The sequence below is a fragment of the Duganella sp. AC237 genome, from assembly GCF_979254035.1.
The window spans coordinates 5,837,388-5,860,839 of record NZ_CEEDEW010000003.1; the positions used below are offsets into that span (position 1 = coordinate 5,837,388).

Annotated in this window: 16 protein-coding genes; 8 read left to right on the plus strand and 8 right to left on the minus strand. The window is 66.2% G+C overall.

Annotation, left to right across the window (positions count from 1 at the left end):
• Positions 1–69 precede the first annotated feature (69 nt).
• Both AC0IYS_RS25835 and AC0IYS_RS25840 read right to left on the minus strand, forming a co-directional pair.
• Positions 70–1,266 (minus strand): alginate O-acetyltransferase AlgX-related protein, encoded by a 1,197-nt coding sequence (locus tag AC0IYS_RS25835; protein WP_471707851.1) that lies wholly within the window; start codon positions 1,264–1,266, stop codon positions 70–72.
• Position 1,267: 1 nt separating this feature from the next.
• Entirely contained in the window at positions 1,268–2,710 is a 1,443-nt protein-coding gene (locus AC0IYS_RS25840) for an MBOAT family O-acyltransferase (protein ID WP_471707852.1), read from the minus strand.
• Positions 2,711–2,917: 207 nt separating this feature from the next.
• Here AC0IYS_RS25840 and AC0IYS_RS25845 point away from each other — a divergent pair, with 207 nt between their 5' ends.
• The 5 genes from AC0IYS_RS25845 to AC0IYS_RS25865 all read left to right on the plus strand — a co-directional run bounded on the left by AC0IYS_RS25845 (position 2,918) and on the right by AC0IYS_RS25865 (position 8,573).
• Positions 2,918–3,904: a glycosyltransferase family 2 protein gene (locus tag AC0IYS_RS25845; RefSeq protein ID WP_471707853.1), complete on the plus strand. Its 987-nt coding sequence runs from the start codon at positions 2,918–2,920 to the stop codon at positions 3,902–3,904.
• A complete protein-coding gene (locus AC0IYS_RS25850) occupies positions 3,897–4,280 on the plus strand; it encodes a GtrA family protein (RefSeq protein ID WP_471707854.1) in 384 nt (127 codons plus the stop codon). Before AC0IYS_RS25845 ends, AC0IYS_RS25850 begins: the two co-directional genes overlap by 8 nt.
• Before the next feature lie 8 nt (positions 4,281–4,288).
• Positions 4,289–6,400, plus strand: a complete 2,112-nt coding sequence (locus AC0IYS_RS25855; RefSeq protein WP_471707855.1) for a DUF7024 domain-containing protein — start codon at positions 4,289–4,291, stop codon at positions 6,398–6,400.
• A gap of 66 nt (positions 6,401–6,466) precedes the next feature.
• A complete protein-coding gene (locus AC0IYS_RS25860) occupies positions 6,467–7,324 on the plus strand; it encodes a class I SAM-dependent methyltransferase (protein WP_471707856.1) in 858 nt (285 codons plus the stop codon).
• 100 nt (positions 7,325–7,424) lie between these two features.
• A complete protein-coding gene (locus AC0IYS_RS25865; RefSeq protein WP_471707857.1) occupies positions 7,425–8,573 on the plus strand; it encodes an acyltransferase family protein in 1,149 nt (382 codons plus the stop codon).
• On the opposite strand, the gene AC0IYS_RS25870 is transcribed toward AC0IYS_RS25865, so the two are convergent.
• Positions 8,574–10,175, minus strand: coding sequence for a DEAD/DEAH box helicase (locus AC0IYS_RS25870; RefSeq protein WP_471707858.1), 1,602 nt, complete (start codon positions 10,173–10,175; stop codon positions 8,574–8,576).
• A 342-nt stretch (positions 10,176–10,517) separates the two neighbouring features.
• On the opposite strand from AC0IYS_RS25870, the gene AC0IYS_RS25875 reads away from it, so the two are divergent.
• Positions 10,518–13,688 carry a diguanylate cyclase gene (locus AC0IYS_RS25875; protein WP_471707859.1) on the plus strand — a complete coding sequence of 1,057 codons (3,171 nt, stop codon included), beginning with the start codon at positions 10,518–10,520 and terminating at the stop codon, positions 13,686–13,688.
• Positions 13,689–13,702: 14 nt separating this feature from the next.
• Positions 13,703–13,873: an oxidoreductase-like domain-containing protein gene (locus AC0IYS_RS25880; protein WP_471707860.1), complete on the plus strand. Its 171-nt coding sequence runs from the start codon at positions 13,703–13,705 to the stop codon at positions 13,871–13,873.
• A 43-nt stretch (positions 13,874–13,916) separates the two neighbouring features.
• On the opposite strand, the gene AC0IYS_RS25885 is transcribed toward AC0IYS_RS25880, so the two are convergent.
• The 4 genes from AC0IYS_RS25885 to AC0IYS_RS25900 form a co-directional block, all read right to left on the minus strand.
• A complete protein-coding gene (locus AC0IYS_RS25885) occupies positions 13,917–15,593 on the minus strand; it encodes a methyl-accepting chemotaxis protein (RefSeq protein WP_471707861.1) in 1,677 nt (558 codons plus the stop codon).
• A 187-nt stretch (positions 15,594–15,780) separates the two neighbouring features.
• Positions 15,781–18,024, minus strand: a complete 2,244-nt coding sequence (locus AC0IYS_RS25890) for a TonB-dependent receptor (RefSeq protein ID WP_471707862.1) — start codon at positions 18,022–18,024, stop codon at positions 15,781–15,783.
• A 175-nt stretch (positions 18,025–18,199) separates the two neighbouring features.
• Positions 18,200–20,119: a putative bifunctional diguanylate cyclase/phosphodiesterase gene (locus tag AC0IYS_RS25895; protein WP_471707863.1), complete on the minus strand. Its 1,920-nt coding sequence runs from the start codon at positions 20,117–20,119 to the stop codon at positions 18,200–18,202.
• 584 nt (positions 20,120–20,703) lie between these two features.
• Entirely contained in the window at positions 20,704–21,309 is a 606-nt protein-coding gene (locus AC0IYS_RS25900) for a LysE/ArgO family amino acid transporter (RefSeq protein ID WP_471707864.1), read from the minus strand.
• An 87-nt stretch (positions 21,310–21,396) separates the two neighbouring features.
• Here AC0IYS_RS25900 and AC0IYS_RS25905 point away from each other — a divergent pair, with 87 nt between their 5' ends.
• Entirely contained in the window at positions 21,397–22,290 is an 894-nt protein-coding gene (locus AC0IYS_RS25905; protein WP_471707865.1) for a LysR family transcriptional regulator ArgP, read from the plus strand.
• On the opposite strand, the gene AC0IYS_RS25910 is transcribed toward AC0IYS_RS25905, so the two are convergent.
• A complete protein-coding gene (locus AC0IYS_RS25910; protein ID WP_471707866.1) occupies positions 22,287–23,411 on the minus strand; it encodes a histone methylation protein DOT1-like protein in 1,125 nt (374 codons plus the stop codon). The genes AC0IYS_RS25905 and AC0IYS_RS25910 overlap by 4 nt on opposite strands.
• Positions 23,412–23,452: the final 41 nt, after the last annotated feature.

The window sequence follows — 23,452 nt, forward strand, 5'->3', positions numbered from 1 at the left end:
AGCGCGGCGGCACAAAAAGGGCGGCGCCATCCTCGGCGCCGCCCTTTTTTTATCCGCCGCCGGCGGCCGCTAAGGCTTTTCGTGGAACCGTTCCAGCCCGTACTGCAGGGTGCCGGTGCTGGCGCCGCCGTCGTGATAAAGGATCAGCAGATCCATGTTCCCGCGGTCGCGGAACAGATACTGCTTGAGCCGCGCGATCTGTTCTGTGCTCAGTTGCGAGACGTTGTTGGTGGCCACCTGCTCGACGTCCGAATAGTAGCGCGCGTACCAGCCGGCGATCTTGGAGCCGAACGAGTCGGTCAGCATCACCAGGCGGCGCTTGGGCGCCTTGGGATTGTGGAAGCGCGAAATGTCGTACAAGGTTTCCGCGTACTCCTGGAACTCGGGGAAGCAGCGCCCGCCGTAGCACGAGGCGACGCCGGCGGCGGCGAAATCGGCCTCCTCGTTCGGCCGCAGGATCTCGATGCCCTGGAACAGGTTGGCGACGTCCGAGGCGCTCTGGTAGCGCACCAGCGGGAAGGCCGGCGCCGGCGTTTCCGGCGCATGGCCGAACAGCGGCAACGTCAGTTGCGCGACCTCGTCGAGGCCGCCGCCGTTCCAATGGAACCAGTTTTTCGGGAACACCATCTTGCGACCGGCGATCTCGCGCATCTGCGCCAGCGGATAGAGCGTGGCGCGGCGCACCTCGGGGTCGAGCGCGTCGCCGGCCAGCAGCTCGGCGAACGGCGTGGCCGGCGAGGCACAGCGGGCCGCCAGCCAGCGCGGCAGGTCGCCGTACTCGACCACCGGGCCGGACGGCGCGATGAGCATGCGCGGTTGCAGGCCCATGGCGTGGAAGTCGCGGAACAGGCGGTTGATGTAATCGGTGGTGCCGGGCTTGAACTGGCCGCCGGCGCATACCGCCGTGACGGCCAAAAACGGCGGCGAAGCGGCGTTGTGCGAGGTCAGGAAGATGCGGCCGTGGCGACCGGCCGTCATCTGCACCGACGGGAACTCGCCGAACAGGCGGTAGCGCAGCCGGTTGTGGGCGCGCAGCAGCACGCCGCGGAAGCCGAAGTGGTCGTTGATCCAGGCGTCCATCCTGGCCGGCAGCGCCAGCAGGCCCGGCCAGTCGGCCGGCATGGCCGGCAGCGCCGACAGGGCGCGGTTTTCGCCGCGCTGGTCGCCCGCGCGCAGCGCGCCGGCCAGCGCCGGCACGGACAACAGCGCCACCAGCGCGATCTTGGCGGCGTGCCGGCGCAGCGGCCCTAGTGAGGAAGACGTCATATCAGAAACGGAAATAGATGAACGGGTTGTAGGTGCCGGCGGCCATGTTGAGCACGCACAGCAGGAGGGCGCCGGCCAGCGCGGCCGCGCGCAGCGGCGCGCCCAGGCGCCCCAGCGCGGCCGCGCGCAGCGGCGCGCCCAGGCGCCCCAGCGCGGCCGTGGCGCGCGGCGCGGCGCGGCCCGGGCGCACGGTGGCGATGAGCACGCCGATCGCCAGCGCCGCCGCCGACGAGGCCGTGAAGTCGGCCTGCCAGGCGTGCGGCGCGGCCACCGCCGGCTGCAGGCCGGCCATGGTGCGCAGGAACGACAGCGCGTGCGGCACGCTGTCGGCGCGGAAAAAGACCCAGCCGACCATCACCACCAGCAAGGTCCAGGCCTGCGCCAGCGGCGCCGGCGCGCGCGCCAGCACGGCGCCCAGGCCGAGCCGCTCGGCGATCAGCAGGGCGCCATGCCACAGGCCCCAGATGACGAAGGTCCAGGCCGCGCCGTGCCACAGCCCGCACAGCAGGAACACCAGGCCGAGGTTGCAGTAGGTGCGCAACGGGCCGTGGCGGTTGCCGCCCAGCGGGATGTACAGGTAGTCGCGGAACCAGCTCGACAGGCTGATGTGCCAGCGCCGCCAGAACTCGGTCACCGACAGCGCCGCGTAGGGCCGCTGGAAGTTGGGCGGGTAGCTGAAGCCGAGCATGTGGCCGATGCCGATCGCCATGTTGGAGTAGCCGCCGAAGTCGAACAGGATCTGGATCGTGTAGCAGGCGATGCCGAGCCAGGCGCCGCCGGTGGTCAGCTGCGCCGGGTCCTGGGCGAACAGGCGGTCGGCCGCCAGCGCCACGGTATTGGCGATCAACATCTTCTGCGCCAGGCCGATGATAAACTGGCGGAAGCCGGCCCAGATGCGGGCGTTGGGCAGGTCGCGGTGCGCGATCTCGTGGGCGATCTGGCGGTAGCGCACGATCGGGCCGGCGATCAGTTGCGGGAACATGGCCTTGTACATGGCGAAGCGCCAGAAGCTGCTTTGCACCTCGATGTCGCGCCGGTACAGGTCGATCAGGTAGGAAATGCCCTGGAAGGTGAAGAACGAAATGCCCAGCGGCAGCACCACGGCCGGCACCTTGACGTCGTGGCCGAACGGCGCCATGACGTCGTTGAGCATGCCGGCGAAAAAGCCGATGTATTTGTAATACATCAGGAACAGCAGGTTGGCGGCCACGCCGGCGACCAGCACGGCCTGCCGGGCGCGCGCGGTGGCGGCGGCGATCAGGTAGCCGAATCCGTAGTTGAGCAGCGCCGACAGCAGCAGCAGCGGCACGAAGCGCGGCTCGCCCCAGGCGTAGAACACCAGGCTGCCGATCAGCAGCACGCCGTTTTTCCACGGCAGCGCGTAGTACAGCAGCAAAAACAGGGGGAAGAAATAAAACAGGAACGTGGCGGAACTGAAAACCATGAATGACCTCGGGCTGACCGGCGGCACGGCGTGGCGGTCGGGATGGCGTATTTGTAGTGGGCGCCATGATAAACCAAAAATTGCTTTTGACAATATATTAAATGGGAGCCCTCCCGTATAATCACGTTCCGGAATTGATTGCCTTAAATGTAACGAGTTGTAACCAAGCGCGGGCGCCCGGCGCCGCGGTTTTTATTATCGGATTCTATGCCCCATACCAACGCCCCCACCGTCGCCGTCGTCATCCCCAGTTACAAGGTGACGCGCCACATCCTCGGCGTGCTGGCCGCCATCGGCCCCGAGGTCGACCGCATCTACGTGGTCGACGACCGCTGTCCCGACCATTCGGGCGACTTCGTCGAGGCCAACCACAGCGACGCCCGCGTGGTGGTGCTGCGGCACGCGGAAAACCAGGGCGTCGGCGGCGCCGTCATGACCGGCTACCAGGCCGCCATCGCCGACGGCGCGCACGTCATCGTCAAGGTCGACGGCGACGGCCAGATGGACCCGGCGCTCATTCCCGCCTTCATCGCGCCCATCCTCGCCGGCGAGGCCGACTACGCCAAGGGCAACCGCTTCTTCAACCTCGAGCAGATCCGCAGCATGCCGCCGATGCGCCTGTTCGGCAACGCCGTGCTGTCGCTGATGACCAAGCTCTCGTCGGGCTACTGGGACTTGTTCGACCCCACCAACGGCTACACGGCGATCCACCGCGACGCCGCCCGCCTGTTGCCGTTCGCCAAGATCAGCCGGCGCTATTTCTTCGAGACCGACATGCTGTTCCGCCTCAACACGCTCAGCGCCGTGGTCCACGACGTGCCGATGGACGCCGTCTACGGCGACGAGGTCAGCAACCTGAAGATCTCCAAGATCGTCACCGAGTTCATGGCCAAGCACGTGCGCAATTTCAGCAAGCGGGTGTTCTATAACTATTACCTGCGCAATATGTCGCTGGCCTCGATCGAATTGCCGCTCGGCGTGCTGCTGCTGGGCTTTGGCAGCGCCTTCGGCGGCTGGAAGTGGATCGCCTCGGCCCAGGCCGGCGTGCCGACGGCGGCCGGGGCCGTCATGCTGTCGGCCATGCCGATCCTGATGGGCCTGCAACTGCTGCTGGCCTTCCTGGCCTACGACATCGCTTCCGTGCCGCGCCGTCCGCTGCAAAAGCGCGCGCCGCTGGCAAAGCGCGATGCTTAAGCGCACGTTCCTGACACGCCGGTTCCTGGTCTACGTCGCCGGCGGCGTGCTCAGCGCGCTGGTCGACATCGGCCTGCTGCGCCTGCTTTTGGCCTACCACGTCGCGCTGCTGCCGGCCACCAGCGCGGCGTTCCTGGCGGGCCTGCTGGTCAACTACGGCTTCCACGCCAACCTCACGTTCCGCGACCACGGCGGCCAGGGCGCCTTCGGCCGCTACCTGTGCGTGGTCGGCCTCAATTACCTGGCGACGCTGGCCTGCGTCGGCGCGGCCCAGCTGCTGCTGGGCCAGCCGCTGGCCGGCAAGGTGCTGGCGCTGCCGCTGGTGGCCGCGATCGGCTACCTGGCCGGCAAGCACTGGATTTTCAAACCCCAATGACTGGACGCATGCAAGCCTTCCTCCGTTTCTTCCCGCGCGCGCGCAGCGGCGCGTTGTTCCCGGCGGCCCTGGTGGCCGTGTTCGCCTATGTGGCGCTGCGCAACATCGGCCAATATCCCAGCGTGTTCGGCGACGAGTGGACCTATAGCAGCTTCGCCCGCCTGATCCCGTTCGCCCGCGCCGAGATCCCCAACTACCTGTACTACACGGTCTACCGCTTGAGCAACAGCTGCGGCGACGGCTTTCTCGAATGCGCGCGGCTGCTCAACGCCGGCTTCCTGGTGGCCGCCGCGCCGTTCATCTACCTGATCGCGCGCCAGTACATGGCGCCGGCGGCGGCCGCCGCCGTGGCGGTGCTGTCCATCCTGGCGCCGAGCAACACCTACACCAGCTACTTCATGCCCGAGGCCATGTACTATTGCGGCTTCTGGCTGTTCAGCTGGTGCGTGCTGCGCGCCCGCGGCGCCACCGACACCGGCTCGGTGGCGCTGGCGTCGGCCGTGCTGGGGGCGCTGGCCATGGTCAAGGTGCACGCGCTGTTCCTGCTGCCCGGCTATCTGGTGTATCTGGTGTGGCGCGCCCACCTCCAGCGCGACCCGGCGGCCGGCCACGGCGCCTGGACGCGGCGCGCGCTGCTGTGGCTGGCGGTGGCGCTGGCCACGGCGGCGGCGGTGCGCTTCGGCGTCGGCCTGCTGTATGCCGGACGCAACGGCCTGTACCTGCTGGGCACGATCTACGCCAACCAGGCCCAGACCCGGCCCGGCACCGGCGTGCTGATCGGCCTGGCGCTGGGCAACCTGCGTGGCCACCTGATGGCGCTGGTGCTGTTGTTCGGCATGCCGCTGGCGGCCGCCGCGCTGCACGGCGCCAGCCGGCGCCAGCGCGACGCCGCCGCGCCCGGCACCGGCGCGCTGCTGGCCTACACGGCGCTGATGCTGCCGGCGCTGATCGGCGTGACGGCCCTGTTCACCGCCATCGTGGCCGGCAGCGGCGCCGAGAGCGGCGCCCGCCTGCACATCCGCTACTACGATTTCGCCCTGCCGCTGCTGCTCATCGTGGCCGGCGCGCAGCTGTCGGCGCCGGCTGCCCGGCGCGCGCCGGCGCCGCTGGCGCTGGGCCTGGGCGCGGCGCTGGCGCTGCTGGTCGGCGCCAGCGCCGTGTACCTGCTGCCCGCCTACACCCCGAACCACATCGACAGCCCGGCGCTGTTCGGCGTCGCGCTCGGCGCCCGCGGCTGGGCGTTGCCGGTGCTGTCCACGCTGGGCGCGCTGTGCGCGCTGGCGTGGGGCGCGCGCGCGCGCCTGGGCGCCCAACTGTTCCTGTTCGGCTACGTGCCGGCCGCGCTGCTGGTCGGCGCCGTCCAGGTCAACCATGTCGCCGGCGGCCAGAAAAAAGCGGACGATTATGTCAAGGCCGGCCTGTTCGCGCACCAGTACCTCAACCGCAGCGAGACCGAGCGCCTGACCATCGTCGGGCCCGACATCGCCGCCCTGTTCAAGACCCGCTTCTTCCTCGACAACACCAAGGTCGAACTGCTGGCGCTGCCGGCCGGCAGCGCCATCACGGCGGAGCAGCTGCGCTACCCCAACGGCTGGTTGCTGGCCATCGGCCACTACGAGCTGCCGGCGGCGGCCACCCGCCACAGCGGCGACCGCGGCTACACGCTGCTGCGCGTGGCGCCCCCCGGCGCGGCCGATCTGTACGACTTCGCCGACAGCGAAGGCGACCGCATGCGCAGCACCGGCCTGTCCGGGATCGAGGACTGGGGTCGCTGGTCGGACGGCCCGCTGGTGACGCTGCGCTTCGCGCAGCCGCTGCCGCGCCGCTTGCGGCTGCGGCTGGACGTGGCCGCCTACGGCCCCAACGCGCAGCGCGACATCGCGGTGACCATCGACGGCCAGACCGTGCCGCTGCGGGCGCCGCCCGCGCACGGTCCGCGCGAGCTGGTGTTTACCACCAGCGGCGCGGCGCGCACCGTGCGCATCGCGATTCCGCAACCGACCTCGCCATACGAGCTGGGCAGCGGGCCCGATCAACGCAAACTCGGCCTCGCCCTGTACACCCTGCAGGTGATCGACGACGCCCAGCCGGCCGGCGCGGCGCCGGGGGCGGCGAAATGACTTGCAATTAAGGTCATACTGCAATAACTTTAAGCTCCTTTCTTAAGCAAGCATCTGGAGCGAACCATGGGATGTATCGTTTGCGGCGCCAGCACCGTGGCCGGGTTGTCGGACTGGCACCGGACCTGCCCGGGTTGCGGCTATGAAAGCGCAGCGCTGCAACCGACCATCAACGAAGCGGCGGCGCACACCCGCCTTAACGAGGCCGACCGCGAAGCGGGCCTGAAGGCGATCCGGCAGGAGAACTTCCGCACGCTGGTCGACTACGCCGCGCGCCACGCGCCGCCGGGGGCCTCGACCCTGCTCGACGTCGGCAGCGCCCACGGCTGGTTCCTGGAGGCGGCCGCCGCCCGCTTCCAGGTGCTCGGCCTGGAGCCGGACACCGGCGTGGCGGCCGCCACCGTCGCCAAGGGCCTGCCGGTGCGCAACGGCTACTTCCCCGACGCGCTGCGCGAGGGCGAGCGCTTCGACGTGATCGTCTTCAACGACGTCATCGAGCACATCCCCGACATCGGCGCGGCGCTGGCGGCCTGCCACGCGCGCCTGGCGCCGGACGGCATCCTGATCCTCAACCTGCCCAGCAGCGCCGGCCTGTTCTACCGCCTGTCGAAGCTGCTGGCGCGCGCCGGCGTGCGCGGACCGTTCGAGCGGCTCTGGCAAAAAGGGCTGCCGTCGCCGCACGTGCACTACTTCCGTCCGGCCAACCTGGCGCGGCTGGCGGACAACGCCGGCTTCACGCAAGTGCTCAGCACGGAATTGCCGGCCGTGCGCGCCGGCGGCCTGATGGCGCGGCTGCGCTGCGCCGGCGACCTCGGCATCGTGGCGCTGTACGCCAACTACGTGGCCGTGATGCTGGCCCTGCCGCTGCTGCGCGCCTTCCCCAGCGATATCGTGGTGGGCGTGTTCCGCAGGCGCGCCGCCTGAGCAGACCCGCGCACCGGTGGGAATTGGTGAGAATGTAATGGCTCAGGCCGGTTAAAATTGCGCCGCGCCCAAACCATGCGTCTCACCGGAACATCGTTACATGAATCATCGGAAAAACCTGGACTGGATCCAGTTGCTGCGCGGCGTGGCCGCGCTGCTCGTCGTACTGACCCACGCCCGCTACGCCCTGCTCGGCACCCCGGCCTATGCGCTGGCCGACCAATGGCTGGGCCCCGGCGCCATGGGCGTCGACCTGTTCTTCATCATCAGCGGCTTCATCATGTGCTACACGACCGCCGGCAGCGGCGGCGGCGGCGCCGAGGCGGCGCGTTTCGCCATCAAGCGCTTCGCCCGCGTGTGGCCGGTCTATGCGCTGGTCACGCTGCTGGGCGTGGTCGTGCTGTACGACGGCTACCTGCACGTGGCCGAGAACCGGCGCGCGCTGTGGCACACCTTGGCCATGTTGCCGGCCGATCCACGCCATGCGCCGTATTTCGGCCTGAGCCTGCCGGTGGCCTGGACCTTGGCCTTCGAAATGTATTTTTATCTGGTGTATGCGGCCGCCATGCTGCTGCCGCGCTGGCGCGGCCTGGCGCTGACGGCGTGGGTGCTGCTGACGGTGCTCGTGCTGCCCGGCATGGACGCGGCCTCCGCGATGGACGTGCAGCGCGACCTCGGCTACCGGGTCGGCTATCTGGCCATCGTCACCAACCCGTTCGTGCTGGAGTTCCTGGCGGGGGTGGGCATCGGCTGGCTGTACCTGCAAGACTGGACCCGGCTGCGCAGCCGTGCGCTGGCCTGGCATCTGCTGGGCCTGGCCGTGGCGTTGGCCGGCTGGAGCGTCTATGGGGGACTGGGGATCACGCACGGTCCGAGCGGCTATGGCTGGCCGCTGGCGCTGCTGGTGCTGGCCATGGCGCTGGCCAGCAAGACGGTCGAGATCCGCGTGCCGTCCCCGCTGTTGTGGCTGGGGACGATTTCATATTCGCTGTATTTGACCCATTTGCTGGCGCAGAAGATCACACTCGACGCGCTGACGGCGTTGGGCAAGCAGCAGTTGTATGCAACCTGGGGCTATGTGTTCCTGTCGACCGCGCTGGCGCTGTCGCTGGCCGCCTTGTCGCAGCGTTATCTGGAACAGGGGCTGTCGTCGCTGGTGCGCCGGTGGTTGCTCAAGCTGGTGCCGGACCGGCGTGCGCCGCCGGACGGCGCGCCGGCGCACGCCGTGGGCGCCGGCGGACGCGGTTGATCACTTGGGCGCGCCGCCCAGCAGGAAGGCCAGCTTCTGCTTGGGCTTGGCGGTGGCGCCGCCCAGGGTGGCGCCAGGCGCCGGCGCGGCGCTCTTGGCCGGCTCGTAGGGCTTGAGGAACCAAGGATCGACCTTCTCGCGGCGGGCGCCGCCGTAGCCGGAGCCGCCGGCGCGCGGGGCGCGGTCGCTCCGCTCGGCGCGTTCGGGCCGCTCGCCGGCGCGCGCGGCCGGGGCGCGGCTGGCGCCATCGCGGCTGCCGCTGTCGTCGCGGCGCGGACGGCGCTCGGCGCCCTCGCCGAAGGCCGGCGCCGGATTGAAGCCGGTCAGCTCGCCGCGGCGGATGGTTTGCTTGATCAGTTTTTCGATGTCGGCCAGCAGGCGCTCGTCCTTGTCCGAGTAGATCGACAGCGCGTCGCCGGAGGCGCCGGCGCGGCCGGTGCGGCCAATGCGGTGCACATAATCCTCGGCGTTGTACGGCAGGTCGTAGTTGATCACGCACGGCAGGTCGGTGATGTCGAGGCCGCGCGCGGCGACGTCGGTGGCCACCAGGATGTCGATCTCGCCCTTCTTGAACGACTCGAGCGCGGCCATGCGTTCCTGCTGCGTCTTGTCGCCGTGGATGGCGACCGCGCTCATGCCCTCCTGCTCGAGCCCCTTGGCCAGGCGCGAGGCGCCGATCTTGGTGTTGGAGAAGATGATCACCTGCTTCAAGTCGCGCTGGCGCAGCAAGTGCGCGGTCAGCGCGTGCTTCTGGTTTTCCGGCACCTTGTAGACCACTTGCGTGACCTTGTCGGCGGTCTGGTTGCTGCGCGCCACCTCGATCGTGACCGGGTCGGTCAGGAAGGTGTTGGCCAGCTTTTTAATTTCCGGCGAGAACGTGGCCGAGAACATCAGGTTCTGGCGCTGCTTCGGCAGCAGGTTGATGATGCGCTGCAGGTCCGGCAGGAAGCCCATGTCGAGCATGCGGTCGGCTTCGTCCATGACCAGCATCTGCACCTGGCCGAGGCTGATGTTCTTTTGTTCGATATGGTCGAGCAGGCGGCCCGGGGTGGCGATGACGATCTCGACGCCGGCCTTGAGGATGACGGTCTGGCCCTTCATGTCCATGCCGCCGAACACCACGGTCGAGCGCAGCGGCGTGTGCTGGGCGTAGGCCTTGACGTTCTCGGCCACCTGCACCGCCAGTTCGCGGGTCGGCGTCAGGATCAGCGCGCGCACCGGATGGCGCGCCGGCGAGGTGCTGGTGCTGGCGTGGGCCAGCAGCATCTGGATGATCGGCAGCGCGAAGCCGGCGGTCTTGCCGGTGCCGGTCTGGGCCGCGCCCATGACGTCGCGCCCCTTGAGCAGCACGGGAATGGCTTCGGCCTGGATCGGCGTCGGGTGCACATAGCTCTGGTCGTTGAGCGCGCGCAGGATGTCCGGCGACAGGCCGAAATCGGCGAACCGGACTTGTTGCGCTTCCGGCGCCGGCGGGGCTTCCTGCGGTGCCGATGCTGCGGCGGGTGGCGCTGGCTGTGGCGTCACTGGCGCTTCTGGCGTGGCGGCGGCTTGGGCGGCGGCCGGTTCGATGGCGGACGGGGTGGTGATCTCGGTTTCGGACATAGTGTATGCGGCGGTCCTGCGGCGGACAGCCAAGCTTTCTTCAATTAACGACAAATTCTGCGCTGCCCGCCCCGGCGGCGCGCCCCACGACGGAGGCGGCACCGGGGAAGTGCGAAAAGGATGATGCGGTGGCAGCGCTATGGCAGCAAATACAACGAGCAGGAGACAATAAGCGCCGTAAACTATACCCTAAATAAGGCCAATACGCTAAAAGTGCCGGCTTTTATATCGAAACCATTGCATCATTGGCATGTATAATAGGGTTTCTATACAGAATTTATCTTAACCGGGCTTAACATCGCCCGCTGACGTGCACCCCGTTACGCCATCGGATACTCCACCATGTTTGTGCTATCACCGGCCTTACGCCGCGGCCATCGCCTCTTGCTGTCCATTTCGCCCGCCCTGCTGGCCACGCTGCTGACCGCGCTGCCGACCGCGCTGTTGGCCATGTCGCCGGCCGCGCAGGCGGCCCCGGCGGCCCCGGCCCAATCGGCGCCGGCGCCGTCGCTGCGCTTCAAGAAACTGGGCCCGCTGGGCGGCGACGAGCCGTCGATGCTGTCGATGATGCAGGACCGCAAAGGCTACGTCTGGGTCGGCACCCACACCAACGGCCTGTACCGCTACAACGGCTACCAGGCCGTCAAGTACACCAACATCCCCACCGACCCGAGCAGCCTGCCCCACGACCGCGTCTCGGCCATCTACGAGGACAAGCAGGGCCGCATCTGGGCCGGCACCCAGGCCGGGCTGGCCCGCTTCAACCCGGAGAGCAACAACTTCACCGTGGTGGCCCCGCCCAAGGCGCCGAAGAACCACCGCATCGTCAAGAACATCATTTCCGACGGCAAGGACGGCATGTGGATCGGCAGCTGGGGCGGGCTGCAGCACTTCAACCCCAACACCGGCAAGTTCACCGTCTACGCCCACGACGACAACGACCCCGACAGCCTGGCCAGCAACGACCTCAACGCGCTGGCGCTGGACGACAAGGGCGGCGTGTGGATCGGCACCTGGCCCGGCGGCCTGGACTACCTGGCGCCCGGCGGCAAGGTGTTCCGCCACCACCAGGTCGATCCGGCGCCGGTGCCAGACGCCCGCGTCAACATCGTGCGTGCGCTGCAGTTCGACCGCTCCGGCGCGCTGTGGATCGGCACCGAGTCGGGCGTGATCCGCTGGGACGGCAAGAGCGACTGGAACACGCGCAAGGCGATCGATTCGCCGTACAGCCGCATCACCAATTTCGACGTCGACGACAAGGGCGTGCTGTGGTGCACCACGCTGTCGGCCGGGCTGCTGCGCTGGAACGAGGCCAACGGCAAGTTCGACCAGTTCGTGCACGCGGCCGACGATCCGTACAGCCTGCCGGGCGACAACCTGCGCGCGGTGATGCAGGACCGCGGCGGCATGCTGTGGATCGCCTCGTTCACCGACGGCATCGCGCTGGCCAACCTGTCGAGCGAGGGCTTCACGCGCCACGTGCCGTTCCGCATCGACCGCCGCTCGGCGCCGGCCAGCAACGCCTTGCTGAGCCTGGCGCGGGCGCCGGACGGGCGCCTGTGGATGGGCGGCAACGTCGGCATGAGCTTGTACGATCCGGCCACCAGCACCGTCGTCAAGAGCTACCACGCCGACGACAAGACGCCGGGCAAGCTGTCGCATTCCATCGTCTACAGCATGTTCCAGGACACGCGCGCCGACAAGGACGGCAAAAAGCCGCTGTGGCTGGGCACCTCGAACGGCCTGAACCGCCTCGACACGCCCGACAGCCCGTTCCAGGCCATCCACTTCGGCAACACCGCCAGCGATTACATCAATGCCATCGCGCCGGCCAGCGGCGGCGCGCTGTGGCTGGCCACCGGCAACAGCCTGATCCGCTACGACCCGAAGACCGACGCCCGCAAGATTTATTACAACGATCCGCAGAATATCAGCAGCCGCAGCGTCAACGGCACCTCGGCGGTGCTGGAGGACGGCAGCGGGCGCGTGTGGGCCGGCTCCGAATGGAACGGCGGCGGGCTCGACCTGCTCGACCAGGCCAGCGGCAAGTTCACCCACTTCCGCCATGCCAACAACGACACCGCCAGCCTGTCCGACGACAACATCGTCAGCCTGCACGAGGACGCCAAGGGACGGATCTGGGTCGGCACCAGCAAGGGCCTGAACCTGATGCAGACCCGGCCGGACGGCAAGATCGGCTTCAAATCGTACGCGTCGGCGATGCGCGCGCACAAGATCCTGGCCATCGAACACGACCTGGAAGGCAATATCTGGTGCAGCACCATCGCCGGCCTGTACCGCCTCGACCCGGAGACGGGCAAGGTCAGCCACTACACCTCGTCGGACGGCCTGACCGAGGGCTTCACCGTCAACTCGTCGGCCACCTCGGCCGACGGCGTGCTGTACTTCGGCGGCGTGCACGGCATGACCGCCGTGACGCCGGCCGACGTGCGCACCCGCTCGGTGCCGCCGCAGGTGGCGATCACCGACATCACCGTCTTCAACCACTCGCTGCAGAACGGCCAGCCGCGCGCCGACGTCAAGGCCGAGGGGCCGGTGACGGCGCCGACCGCGCTGACCCTGTCGTCGCAGGCGTCGGTGTTCTCGCTCGAGTTCGCGGCGCTGCACTACACCGAACCGTCCGAGAACCGCTACGCCTACCAGCTGCAGGGCTTCGACCGCGAGTGGGTGCACACCGACGCCTCGCACCGCAGCGCCAGCTACACCAACCTCAATCCGGGCCACTACCTGTTCCGGGTCAAGGCCGCCAACCACCTGGGCGTGTGGAACGAGGAGCCGGCCACGTTGAAGATCACCATCACGCCGCCGTTCTGGCAGCGCTGGTGGTTCCGCTTGGGCATGGCGCTGCTGATCGTCGGCTCGCTGGTGCTGGCCTACAAGATCCGCATCCACCGCCTGACCCGGCACCAGCTGGAGCTGGAGGCGCTGGTGGCCGCGCGCACCGGCGAGCTGGAGGAATCGAACCGCAAGCTCGCCGCGCTCAGCACCACCGACGGCCTGACCGGCGTGAGCAACCGCCGCGGCTTCGACCTGGCGCTCGAGGCCGAATGGCGGCGCGCCGCCCGCACCGGCCAGACCCTGGCGCTGTCGATGCTCGACGTCGACTACTTCAAGAAATACAACGACCACTACGGCCACCAGGCCGGCGACGCCGCGCTGCGCAGCGTCGCCGAGCTGATCACCTCGCACGGACGGCGCACCACCGACATCGTGGCGCGCTACGGCGGCGAGGAGTTCGCGCTGCTGGCGGCCGCCACCGACGCCACCGACGCCTTCGGCGCGGCCGAGGAGATTTGCGCGCAACTGGTGCTGGCGCGGATGCCGCACGAGCAGTCGCCGTTCGGCATCCTGACCATCAGCGTCGGCGTGGCCGTGATCGTGCCCACCGAGGACACCTCGCCCGAGGTGCTGGTGGAGATGGCCGACCGGGCGCTGTACCGCGCCAAGGAAAAGGGCCGCAACATGGCGCTGCTGGCGATGCCGCCGCTGTGATGGAGGGCAAGGCGATGAAGGCCGACGATCCCGAGCCGGTGGCGCCGCCAGCGCCGGACCCGCGCGACTGCTGCCATAGCGGGTGCACCTGGTGCGTCGACGATATGTACCAGGAGGAGCTGGAGAAGTATCGCGCGGCGCACGAGGCGTGGCTGGCGCGCAAAAACAGCCACGGAGGCACGTAGGGCGGATTACGCTGCGCTAATCTGCCCTACGTGGAACTGTGGTTTAGAAGGTTTCCCATTCGTCGCCATTGGCGACCTGCTTGACCGGGTTGGCCGCCTTTTTCGGCGCCGCCGCCACCAGCGGCTTGCGCGCCACGCTCGCCCGCGCCACCGGCGCCGCCATCGCGGCCGTCCCGCCCAGCTTGAAGATGCTCACCACCTCGCTCAAGCGCGCCGCCTGCTCCTGCATCGACTCGGCCGCCGCCGCGGCCTGCTCCACCAGCGCCGCATTCTGCTGCGTGACCTGGTCCATCTGCGTGATGGCCACGTTGACCTGCTCGATGCCGTCGCTCTGCTCGGCGCTGGCCGAGGTGATCTCGCTCATGATGTCCGTCACCCGCGTGATGCTGGAGACGATCTCGTTCATCGTCGTGCCGGCCTGGTCGACCAGTTGCGAACCGGCCTCGACCTTTTCCACCGAATCGTTGATCAGCGACTTGATGTCCTTGGCCGCCGCCGCCGAGCGCTGCGCCAGGTTGCGCACCTCGCTGGCGACGACGGCGAAGCCCCGGCCCTGCTCGCCGGCGCGCGCCGCTTCCACGGCGGCGTTGAGCGCCAGGATGTTGGTCTGGAAGGCGATGCCGTCGATCACGGAAATGATGTCGACGATCTTGCGCGACGATTCGTTGATCGACGACATGGTGCCGACCACCTGCCCCACCACGTCGCCGCCCTTGATGGCGATGCCGGAGGCCGACTGCGCCAGCTGGTTGGCCTGGCGCGCGTTGTCGGCGTTCTGCTTGACGGTGCTGGTCAACTCCTCCATCGACGACGCCGTCTCCTCCAGGCTCGACGCCTGTTGCTCGGTGCGCGACGATAAATCCTGGTTGCCGGCGGCGATCTCGGCCGACGCGGTGGCGATGGTGTCGGTGCCACTGCGCACCTGGCTGACCAGGCGCTGCAGATTATTGGTCATGTCCCGCAAGGCGCCCATCAGTTGCCCCGTTTCGCAGGCGCTTTCCACGTCGATGGTGCGGGTCAGGTCACCGCCGGCGACGGCGGTCGCCACCGACACGGCTTGCCGCAGCGGCGCCGAGACGACGCGGGCGATCCACAGCGCCAGCGCAATGCCGACGCCGATGTTGACCACCAACAAAATGATCGAGGTCAGGCGCGCGTTTTCGTAGGTGACGGTGGCGGCGTCGCTGGCCGCGTCGCCGCCGTCAATGTTCAGTTTGACGAGCTTGCCGGTGGCGTCGGTCACCGCGCTCAGCTTGGCGGCGGACGTGCCGCGCGACAAGGCCAGCGCCTCTTCCTTGCGTCCGGCGGCGGACAATTCCATCATCTTGCCATGGTCGCCAAGGAAAGCGGCCCAGGCCTTGTCGAACTCGGTCACAATGGCTTGTTCGTCGGAACTGCTGATCAGTTTTTCGTAGGCTTCGCGGTGTGTCTTCAGCGTCGCCAGCGTTTCCTCGAAGCGCTTGTCGTAGGTGGCGTAGCGCGCCGTTTCCGTGTTGAGCAGATGCGCCAGTTCCCACCGGCGGAACTCGCCGACGTCGGCGCGCAATTCCATCGCCATGCGCACGCTGGGCATCCAGTTCTCCGCCATGTCGCTCGAGGCTTGGTTAACCCGTGATGTCGACACCATCGCGGCCAGGCCCATCACCAATGTCAGCAGCAGCACGGCACCAAACGAGACGATTAATTTGGTAGCGATTTTCAGGTCATAAAACCATTTCACGGCGCACTCCTCAATAGCTGAACGGACAGAACAGTATGAGGCGGCGCACACGGCGCTGCCAGCGCCACGCTTGTAGTTGTATCCCATAAGCGACGAAAGCGTTCCAGTCTCTAAACCTTGCGCGATACGCAAAATTTATCGATTGGAACGCCTTGTTGCCGCCGCAGCGGAAGCCTATGGTTTTAGCTTACAGCTTGCCGTTCAGGGTGACGAAGATCTGACGCGGCGCGCCGGTCAGCAGGGTCTGCGCGGTGCCGTTCGGATCGCGGGCCTGGAAGCCGTTGGTACCGATCGTGCTGATGTATTCCTTGTCGAGCAGGTTGGTCACGTTCACTTGCAGCGACAGTTCCTTGAGCATGCCCAGCGACTTCATCTTGTAGCCGGCCGACAGGTTGGCCAGCCAGAACGACGGCACGCCGTTGTCGTTCATGTAGGTGTAGTAGCGCTTGCCGGTGAGCTTGCCGCCGAGGCGGGCGAACCAGCTGACGGTCTCGTACGACGCTTCGGTGCTGAACAGGTTGCGCGGCGCGTTGACCACGGTCTTGCCGCTGACCGGCACCAGGGTGCTGCCATCCATGTAGTCCGACTTGTACTTGGAATCGTTGAAGGTGTAGGAGTTGAACCAGCTGATTTCGCGGTTCAGTTTCCACACGGCGATCGCTTCCACGCCCTTGGTGTCGACCTTGCCGACGTTGACGAAGGTCGACGGGCAACCGACGATGCCGGCGCAGGTGGCCACGCTCAGCTGGCGGTCGTCGAAGCGGGCGTTGTAGACGGCCAGCGAACCCTGGATGTCGGCGCGCTTGAAGCGGTAGCCGAGGTCGACGTTGGTCGAGGTTTCCGGCTTCAGGTTGGCGACGCCGGCGTTGTAGGCGTCTTGCGTTTGCGAGAACGGACCGCTCACGCCGGGCTGGTGCGCGCGCATGTTTTTCGAGGCCGAGGCAAATACTTCGTCGTCGGCGCTGAGGGCGTAGTTGACGCCGGCCTGCGGCAGGAAGTTCTTCTCGGCCGACAGCTTGCCGGCGGCGCGGGTGCCGACGATGTTACGGGCGGCGATGTCCACGCTCATGCTCTTGAAGCCGGCGTTGATCTTGAGCTTGCCGTCCATCAGGCTCAGGCTGTCCTGCACGTAGTACTGGGCGGTGGTGGTGATGAAGTTCTGCGCCCAGTCGGTGCGGAACGGGTTGCGCAGGTAGACCATCGTGTCGGCCGGGCCGGTGACGGCGTAGTAGTTGCGGCTGCCGGTGTGGTCGTTGCGCTCGCCCCAGGCGCCGGCGGTGATGGTGTGGTTGCCCAGGTCCCAGGTCAGGTCGGTCGTCACGCCGTGGCGCTTGATTTGATACTCGGTGGTGCGCAGCGAGATCGGGTTGGCGGCGTTGGTGGCGACGTACGGCGTGTACCAGTGGCCCTGGCCTTCGTTCTCGTGGTTGTAGAGCGTGGTCTTCAGCTGGAAGGCCGGCGTGAAGTTCAGGTCCAGGGTCAGGCCGCCCAAGGTGTCCTTGCGCAGGCCGCCGGCCGAATAGTAGGCGTCGTCGAGGCTGTTGACGCCGCCGCTGAACTGGCCCTTGGCGGCGTTGACGGCGCGCTGCCAGTCCGGCTGGTAGTTGTCCCACTCGTAGCCGAGGCGGTTGATCATTTCCTTCGACATGTCCTGATAGTCGACTTCCTTGCGGTCCGAATGGTTCAGGAAGCCGGTCAGGCTGTTGTCGCCGAAGTTGAACACGAAGCGCGAGTTGATCTGGTCCTGGTCCTGGGCGCCCTCGCCCTTGGTCTTGTCGGTGCGCTGGCGGGTGCCGCTGATGAAGGCCTTGACGGCGCCGTTGATCAGGCCGGTATCGACGCGCACGAAGGTGCGCGAGGTCGAATCGCTGCCCAGGGTTTGCGAGGCGGTCAGGCCGAATTCGTCGGTCGGCGCCAGGGTGAAGAACTGCACAGTGCCGCCCAGGTTGCTGGTGGAGGCGGTGCCCAGCGAACCGGCGCCCTGCGACACTTGCACGCTGCCGATGTTTTCCGACGAGATGGCGCGGCTGATGTGCAGGCCGTTGTTGTTACCGTAGCTCATGTCGCCCAGCGGCACGCCGTCCAGGGTGAAGCCCAGCTGGCTCTGGTTGAAGCCGCGGATGCTGAACGACGTGGACCACTCGTAGGCACCGAACGGGTCGGCGGACTGGAAATTCACGCCCGGCAGCTTGTCGAGCACCTTCAACGGGCTGGTGCCCGGCAGCGCCTCGGCCAGATCGGCCTTGTTGATGTTCTGCACCTGGCGCGACTGGCCGCGGCCGGTGATTTCCACCGACTGCATCGGACCGGCCAGGGCGCCCGCCGCGGCGGCGCTGTCGGCGGCGTCGGCGGCGTCGGCGGCATAGGCGTGGAAGGCCAGTGCTTGCAGGACCACCAGGCACAAAGGTTTCAGAGGGAAGCGCTGTTGCATGAGTGTTCTTCTTTCTTGCGGGTTAGTGGAATGATCAACTCGCAAGATTGTAGGAACAGCATGTGACGTTACGATGACCGCGACATGACATCTGAATGACATGACAACAATTTGCAAAGGGAATCGGCTAAGCCGCCATTTTGATGCGGCCCCGGCCTTGCCATGTTGCGGCTAATCACAGGCCGGATCGTTGCCGTTCGCCGGCAAAGCGCAGCAACTCGTCCGGCGCGATCGGCCGCGAGAAATGGTAGCCCTGCAGGTAGTGGCAGCCCATCCTTTCCAGGATCGCCGCCTGGCCGGCGGTCTCGACGCCCTCGGCCACCAGTTGCAGCCCCAGGCTGTGTCCCATGGCGATGATGGCGTTCACCAGGCTGTTGCTGCGCTCGCTGTGCTCGATATCCATGACAAAGGCGCGGTCGATCTTCAAGGTGTTCAGCTGGAAGCGGGTCAGGTAGCTGAGCGAGGAATAGCCGGTGCCGAAGTCGTCGAGCGAAATGCTCACGCCCAGGGTGCGCAAGCGCCCCAGCACCGCGCGCACCTGGCCGCCGTCGTCGATCAGCACGCGCTCGGTCAATTCCAGCTCCAGCCGGTGGCCGTCGAGGCCGTTGCTGGCGAGCGCCTGCTCCACCAGCGTCACAAAAGCCGGGTCCGCCAACTGCCAGGCCGAGACGTTGATGCTGATCGTCAAACCGTCCAGCGGGCCGCCGCGCCATCGCGCCATCTGGCGGCAGGCCTCGTTGAGCACCCAGGTGCCGATGGCGACGATCATGCCGCTGTCCTCGGCGACCGGGATGAAGCGGTCCGGCGGCATCCACCCCAGCTCGGCGCTATGCCAGCGCAGCAGCGCCTCCACCTTGGTCAGCCTGCCGGTGCGGGCGTCGACGATGGCCTGGTACAGCAGATTGAATTCGCCGGCCTCGATGGCGCCGCGCAAGGCGCCGTCGATCACCAGCGCATCCTTGGCGGCGGCGTTCATGGCGTCGTTGAAAAACCGCAGCTCGCCCCGCCCGGCTTTCTTGGCCTCGTACATGGCGATGTCGGCGTTGCGTATCAGCATATCGCTATCGCTTCCGTGCAATGGATAGCAGGCGACGCCGACGCTGGCCGACACGGCGATCGCATGGTGGGACAGGTCGAAGCGGCTGGCCATGGCGCCGATGACGCGCTCGGCGCACCGGGCGGCCATTTCCGTCGCCGTGCCCGGCGCCAGATCGGGAATGACGATGATGAACTCGTCGCCGCCGAAACGGGCCAGCAAGTCGTCCGGGCGCAGCACGCCATATAAACGGTGGGCGGTCTGGCGCAGCAGTTCGTCGCCGATGGCGTGGCCGAAGGAATCGTTGATCCGCTTGAACTTGTCCAGGTCGAGGAACAGCACCGCGCATTCCCGCCCCGCCACCGCCGCGTCCGCGACCTCCTGTGCCAGCGCGGCCGACAGCGCGTGGCGGTTGAAAAAGCCGGTCACCGGATCGATGCGGGCGGCCTGGTACAGCATGTCGTCCTTTTTCTTGCGCTCGCTGATGTCGAGCAGCTGGACCAGGCAATACAAGCGGCCGCGCTCGATGTATGGCGACCCCATCATCTCGACCGGCAGGCGGGTGCCATTGTTTAATCTAAACGTTGCCGTTTCGGTCACGGGATACTGGACGTCCTTGGCATCGAAGCGGCGAAAATACTCGTCGGCCATCTGCTCGGTCAGGTCGGGCAGCAACTGGCACACGTGCTTGCCGATCAGGTCGGAGGCACGGTCGAAGCCCAGCAAGCGGGCGCAGCGTTCGTTGGCGACATGGACGTAGCCGCGCCGGTCCCGTATCAAAAAGCCATGACTCAGACTGTCGATGGTGCGCACGTAGCGTTGCTGGATCTCATCCTGTACCGCATAAATCAGGCCGAGCATGGACAGCGTCTTGAGGATGGAGGTGCCGGCAAACCAGAGCAGATAAAGTTCCGGTCCCAGGGTAATGGAGGAGACGACGTTGAATATTCCGCGCGCGACCAGGGTATATCCCAGCCAGCGGTAACGATATTGCGCCTGGATTAAGCGCGCGCCCATCCACAGCATCACCACGCCGCTGATCGATGCGGTGGCGGGCACCACTATGTCATAAAACGCATTCCACAGCAGATAAAATATTCCGGTTAAACCGGCAGCGGCAATCAATATGGCGCGCAAATGGTGGCGCCGCAAAGAACCGAGAAAATACTGGGTTCCGCTCCAATAACCGACCATGCCCACAGTCAGCATCAGCGCGCAGATAAAAAGGCGGATTTGATGCGGCAGTAATTGAGCGCCGATAAACCACGTCATCACACCGGTCATTATCGCCAACTGGCCCACGCCCCAGAATAAGGCATGTTTCTCTTTGCGCTGTGTGAGCCAGAGAAAGATAAGCAAGGTGCTGAGAATGGCATCCGACGCAAAGGCCGCCGCCATTGTCGATTCGCTTAAATAATTGCCGGGTTCTATGCTCATTTCTTCCCACTCGATCGGCGCGCCACAATTCTGGCAACTATCAGCATTGTATGCGAAATGCAGCGCGACTCGTTCCCAGTGGAAATAAATTTACAACCAGATTAAGTTACCTGCCCAAAGGAGCATGCAATCTGCGGCCGGAGTGACGTTTTTATGCCAAAAATCAGCATGATCCAGCAATTTTTGAGCTTATCCCCGTCCGCCCCCTAGAGGAACAAGGTGACCGCCAATATCCACATCACCACTGCGATCACGCCGTCCAATACCTGCCAGGCACGCGGACGTGCGAACACCGGTATCAAGAATCGCGCGCCCAAACCCAGGCTGCAAAACCATATAACAGATGCCAGCATCGCTCCCAAGGCAAAATAAGTCCGTCCATCGCCGGGCTGCTGGCCGCCTATCGATCCAAGTAGCACCACGGTATCGAGATAAACATGCGGATTCAATAAACTAAACGCCAGCATCGCCGCGATGACCGCATATCGGCTGGCGGCGGGTTTATCATTGTCGGTTTTCATCGCAACCGGATTGAATGCGGAACGTGCTGCCCTCACCCCGTACCAGAATAAAAACCCGGCGCCGGCCAATTTGATCCACAACAGCAGTGCCGGCGCCTCGACAATTAACCGGCCCATGCCGGCAACGCCGGCGCCAATCAGCATCACGTCGCAGATAATACAAATGGCGATACACGTCAGCACGTATTCCTTCTTCAACGCCTGGCGTAATAAATAAGCGTTTTGCGATCCGATGGCAACGATCAATCCGCCGCCCAGTCCCATGCCCTTTAAAAATGCGGTCACTTCCATGCGTTCTCCCGTGTTGAAGGACGACAGCTTAGCTTGCGCCAAAAGATAAGTATAATTAATATTACTGACCAAATATTAGGAGCGCTAATGAGCCGCATCGACTATCGGGGACTGGCGGCGCTGGACGCCGTGATCGACTATGGAAGTTTCGACAAGGCCGCTGCGGCCTTGTCGATCACCCAGTCGGCCGTGTCGCAGCGCATCCGCATGCTGGAAAACAGCGCCGGCGAATTGCTGATCGTGCGTAGCCAGCCGCCGGTGGCAACCGAGGCCGGCCAGCGGCTGATCGCCCATTACCGCCAGGTGCAACTGCTGGAAGCGGCCTTGACCGAGTTCCCGCGCGCCGGTCCCGGCGCCCCGGCTCGGCCGGAAATCGCCATCGCCATCAATGCCGACAGCGCCGCCACCTGGCTGCAGGAAGCGGTCGCTCCCTTGATGAGTTCGGGCGAGTGCCTGTTGCAGATCCGCCTGGACGACCAGGACCACACGATGACGATGTTGCGCGAAGGCCGTGTGTTCGGCTGCGTCACCAGCGAAACCGTACAAGTGGCCGGCACCTCGGCCACGCCGCTGGGGGCGATGCGGTATCTGTGCGTCGGCAGTCCGGCCTTCGCCGCGCGCTGGTTCCCGGACGGATTCACGGCCGAGGCGGTGCAGCAGGCGCCCAGTTTGTATTTCGACCGCAAGGATGCGCTGCAAACACGCTTTATTGCGCAGCGCACCGGCTATACGGGACGGGTGCCGCACCACTCTTTGTCCAGCTCGGAAGGGTTTGTGCGCTTTCTGGAAGCGGGATTCGCCTATGGCATGTTGCCTCTGCTGCAATGCGAAGCGCTGCTGAAGGCGGGAACGTTGGTGGATCTGGCGCCGGGCCACGTGCTGGACGTGCCGCTGACCTGGCATATCTGGGATATCCAGACGCCGTTTACCCGCACGCTGTCGGACAATATCGTCGCGACCGCGCGTAAATGGCTGCTCTAGGCGGTGCGCGCCCGCGCGTTCATCGCTTCCAGGTCCTGCCGCGCCCGCGCTTCCCACTCCACCGGGTCCGGTTGATGCGGATGCGTGATGTCCGCCGGCGGCAGCGATTCCAGCGTGCCGGTGCGTTTATACAGCATCACGTTGGTCCAGGCGACCGTGCCGGCCGGGAAGTAATGCAGCAAGGTGAACGCGGGATGCTTGAGCGCGTAAGTGGTGGTCGTCACCAGCGCGCCCTCTTGCAACTCGCGCGCCAGTTTGTCGGCAAGCGCGTCCATCAGCGGGCCGAAACAGGTGCTGTACAAGAACACCAGGCTGGCGCCGCGCACGTCCACCTTGAACATGTCGCTTTCGACAAAGGCGATCCGCGAGGCCAGCTCGATCAGATGGCCGCCGGTGGCGGCGTCGCCGAAAGGCAAGGTCAGCGGGGCATCGGGGGTGAGCGGCGTCGGCAGGTGCGCCACGCCGCGCTCGGCCAGCACCAGCAGATTGTGCAGGCGCTGCAAGGCCATGCGATGGCGGTAACCCATGCATTCGACACCGATGCAGCGCTCGAACGGGAACGCCAGCGCCGCCGACATCACGACCTTGCCCAATCCGCTACCGAGGTCGACCATGACGCCGCCGGGGCGGATCGACGGCGCGATGGCGTCGAACAGGTTATCGAGCTCGTAGCGGGCGAATTCGCCATAGATCAGGCCGCCGTCTTCGATCAGCCAGGCGCGGATTTCGTCGTCGCCGATCTGTTGCAGGTCGCGAAAACCCGGCGGCGCCGGTTGTTTGGGCAGCATGCCGTGCGGCTGTATGCTCGCCGGCAAAGTGCCGATCAGCACGTCCAGATGCGGGCGCAGGCGCTGTAGCAGGTAGTCGCGGCGGGATATGTCTTCCAGGCAGGCGCGCAGCGCGTAGCCAACCTCGATGAAGCCGAGAAAGTGGGAATCGGGCACCAAGTCCAGCAGCGGCCGGACATGCTTTTCGCCGCCTTGTATGCTTTGAAACAGCGCTTCAAAGATATCGGCGGGTTGCTTGAAGCTGGCGACGGGTGTGACCGGACCGTCTTCGGTGCGAAAAACTGGCGGCATCGTATGACTGTTCATCGGCGGCTTCAGGTGGGTGAGTCTCATACTGCATCTCAGCAGTATTCTAGAACAGATCGATCCCGCGC

Excerpts from the sequence above, each read along its gene's own strand:
- AC0IYS_RS25835 (WP_471707851.1), bottom strand. The coding sequence starts at position 1,266 with ATGACGTCTTCCTCACTAGGGCCGCTGCGCCGGCACGCCGCCAAGATC.
- AC0IYS_RS25840 (WP_471707852.1), bottom strand. The coding sequence starts at position 2,710 with ATGGTTTTCAGTTCCGCCACGTTCCTGTTTTATTTCTTCCCCCTGTTT.
- AC0IYS_RS25845 (WP_471707853.1), top strand. The coding sequence starts at position 2,918 with ATGCCCCATACCAACGCCCCCACCGTCGCCGTCGTCATCCCCAGTTAC.
- AC0IYS_RS25850 (WP_471707854.1), top strand. The coding sequence starts at position 3,897 with ATGCTTAAGCGCACGTTCCTGACACGCCGGTTCCTGGTCTACGTCGCC.
- AC0IYS_RS25855 (WP_471707855.1), top strand. The coding sequence starts at position 4,289 with ATGCAAGCCTTCCTCCGTTTCTTCCCGCGCGCGCGCAGCGGCGCGTTG.
- AC0IYS_RS25860 (WP_471707856.1), top strand. The coding sequence starts at position 6,467 with ATGGGATGTATCGTTTGCGGCGCCAGCACCGTGGCCGGGTTGTCGGAC.
- AC0IYS_RS25865 (WP_471707857.1), top strand. The coding sequence starts at position 7,425 with ATGAATCATCGGAAAAACCTGGACTGGATCCAGTTGCTGCGCGGCGTG.
- AC0IYS_RS25870 (WP_471707858.1), bottom strand. The coding sequence starts at position 10,175 with ATGTCCGAAACCGAGATCACCACCCCGTCCGCCATCGAACCGGCCGCC.
- AC0IYS_RS25875 (WP_471707859.1), top strand. The coding sequence starts at position 10,518 with ATGTTTGTGCTATCACCGGCCTTACGCCGCGGCCATCGCCTCTTGCTG.
- AC0IYS_RS25880 (WP_471707860.1), top strand. The coding sequence starts at position 13,703 with ATGAAGGCCGACGATCCCGAGCCGGTGGCGCCGCCAGCGCCGGACCCG.
- AC0IYS_RS25890 (WP_471707862.1), bottom strand. The coding sequence starts at position 18,024 with ATGCAACAGCGCTTCCCTCTGAAACCTTTGTGCCTGGTGGTCCTGCAA.
- AC0IYS_RS25900 (WP_471707864.1), bottom strand. The coding sequence starts at position 21,309 with ATGGAAGTGACCGCATTTTTAAAGGGCATGGGACTGGGCGGCGGATTG.
- AC0IYS_RS25905 (WP_471707865.1), top strand. The coding sequence starts at position 21,397 with ATGAGCCGCATCGACTATCGGGGACTGGCGGCGCTGGACGCCGTGATC.
- AC0IYS_RS25910 (WP_471707866.1), bottom strand. The coding sequence starts at position 23,411 with ATGAGACTCACCCACCTGAAGCCGCCGATGAACAGTCATACGATGCCG.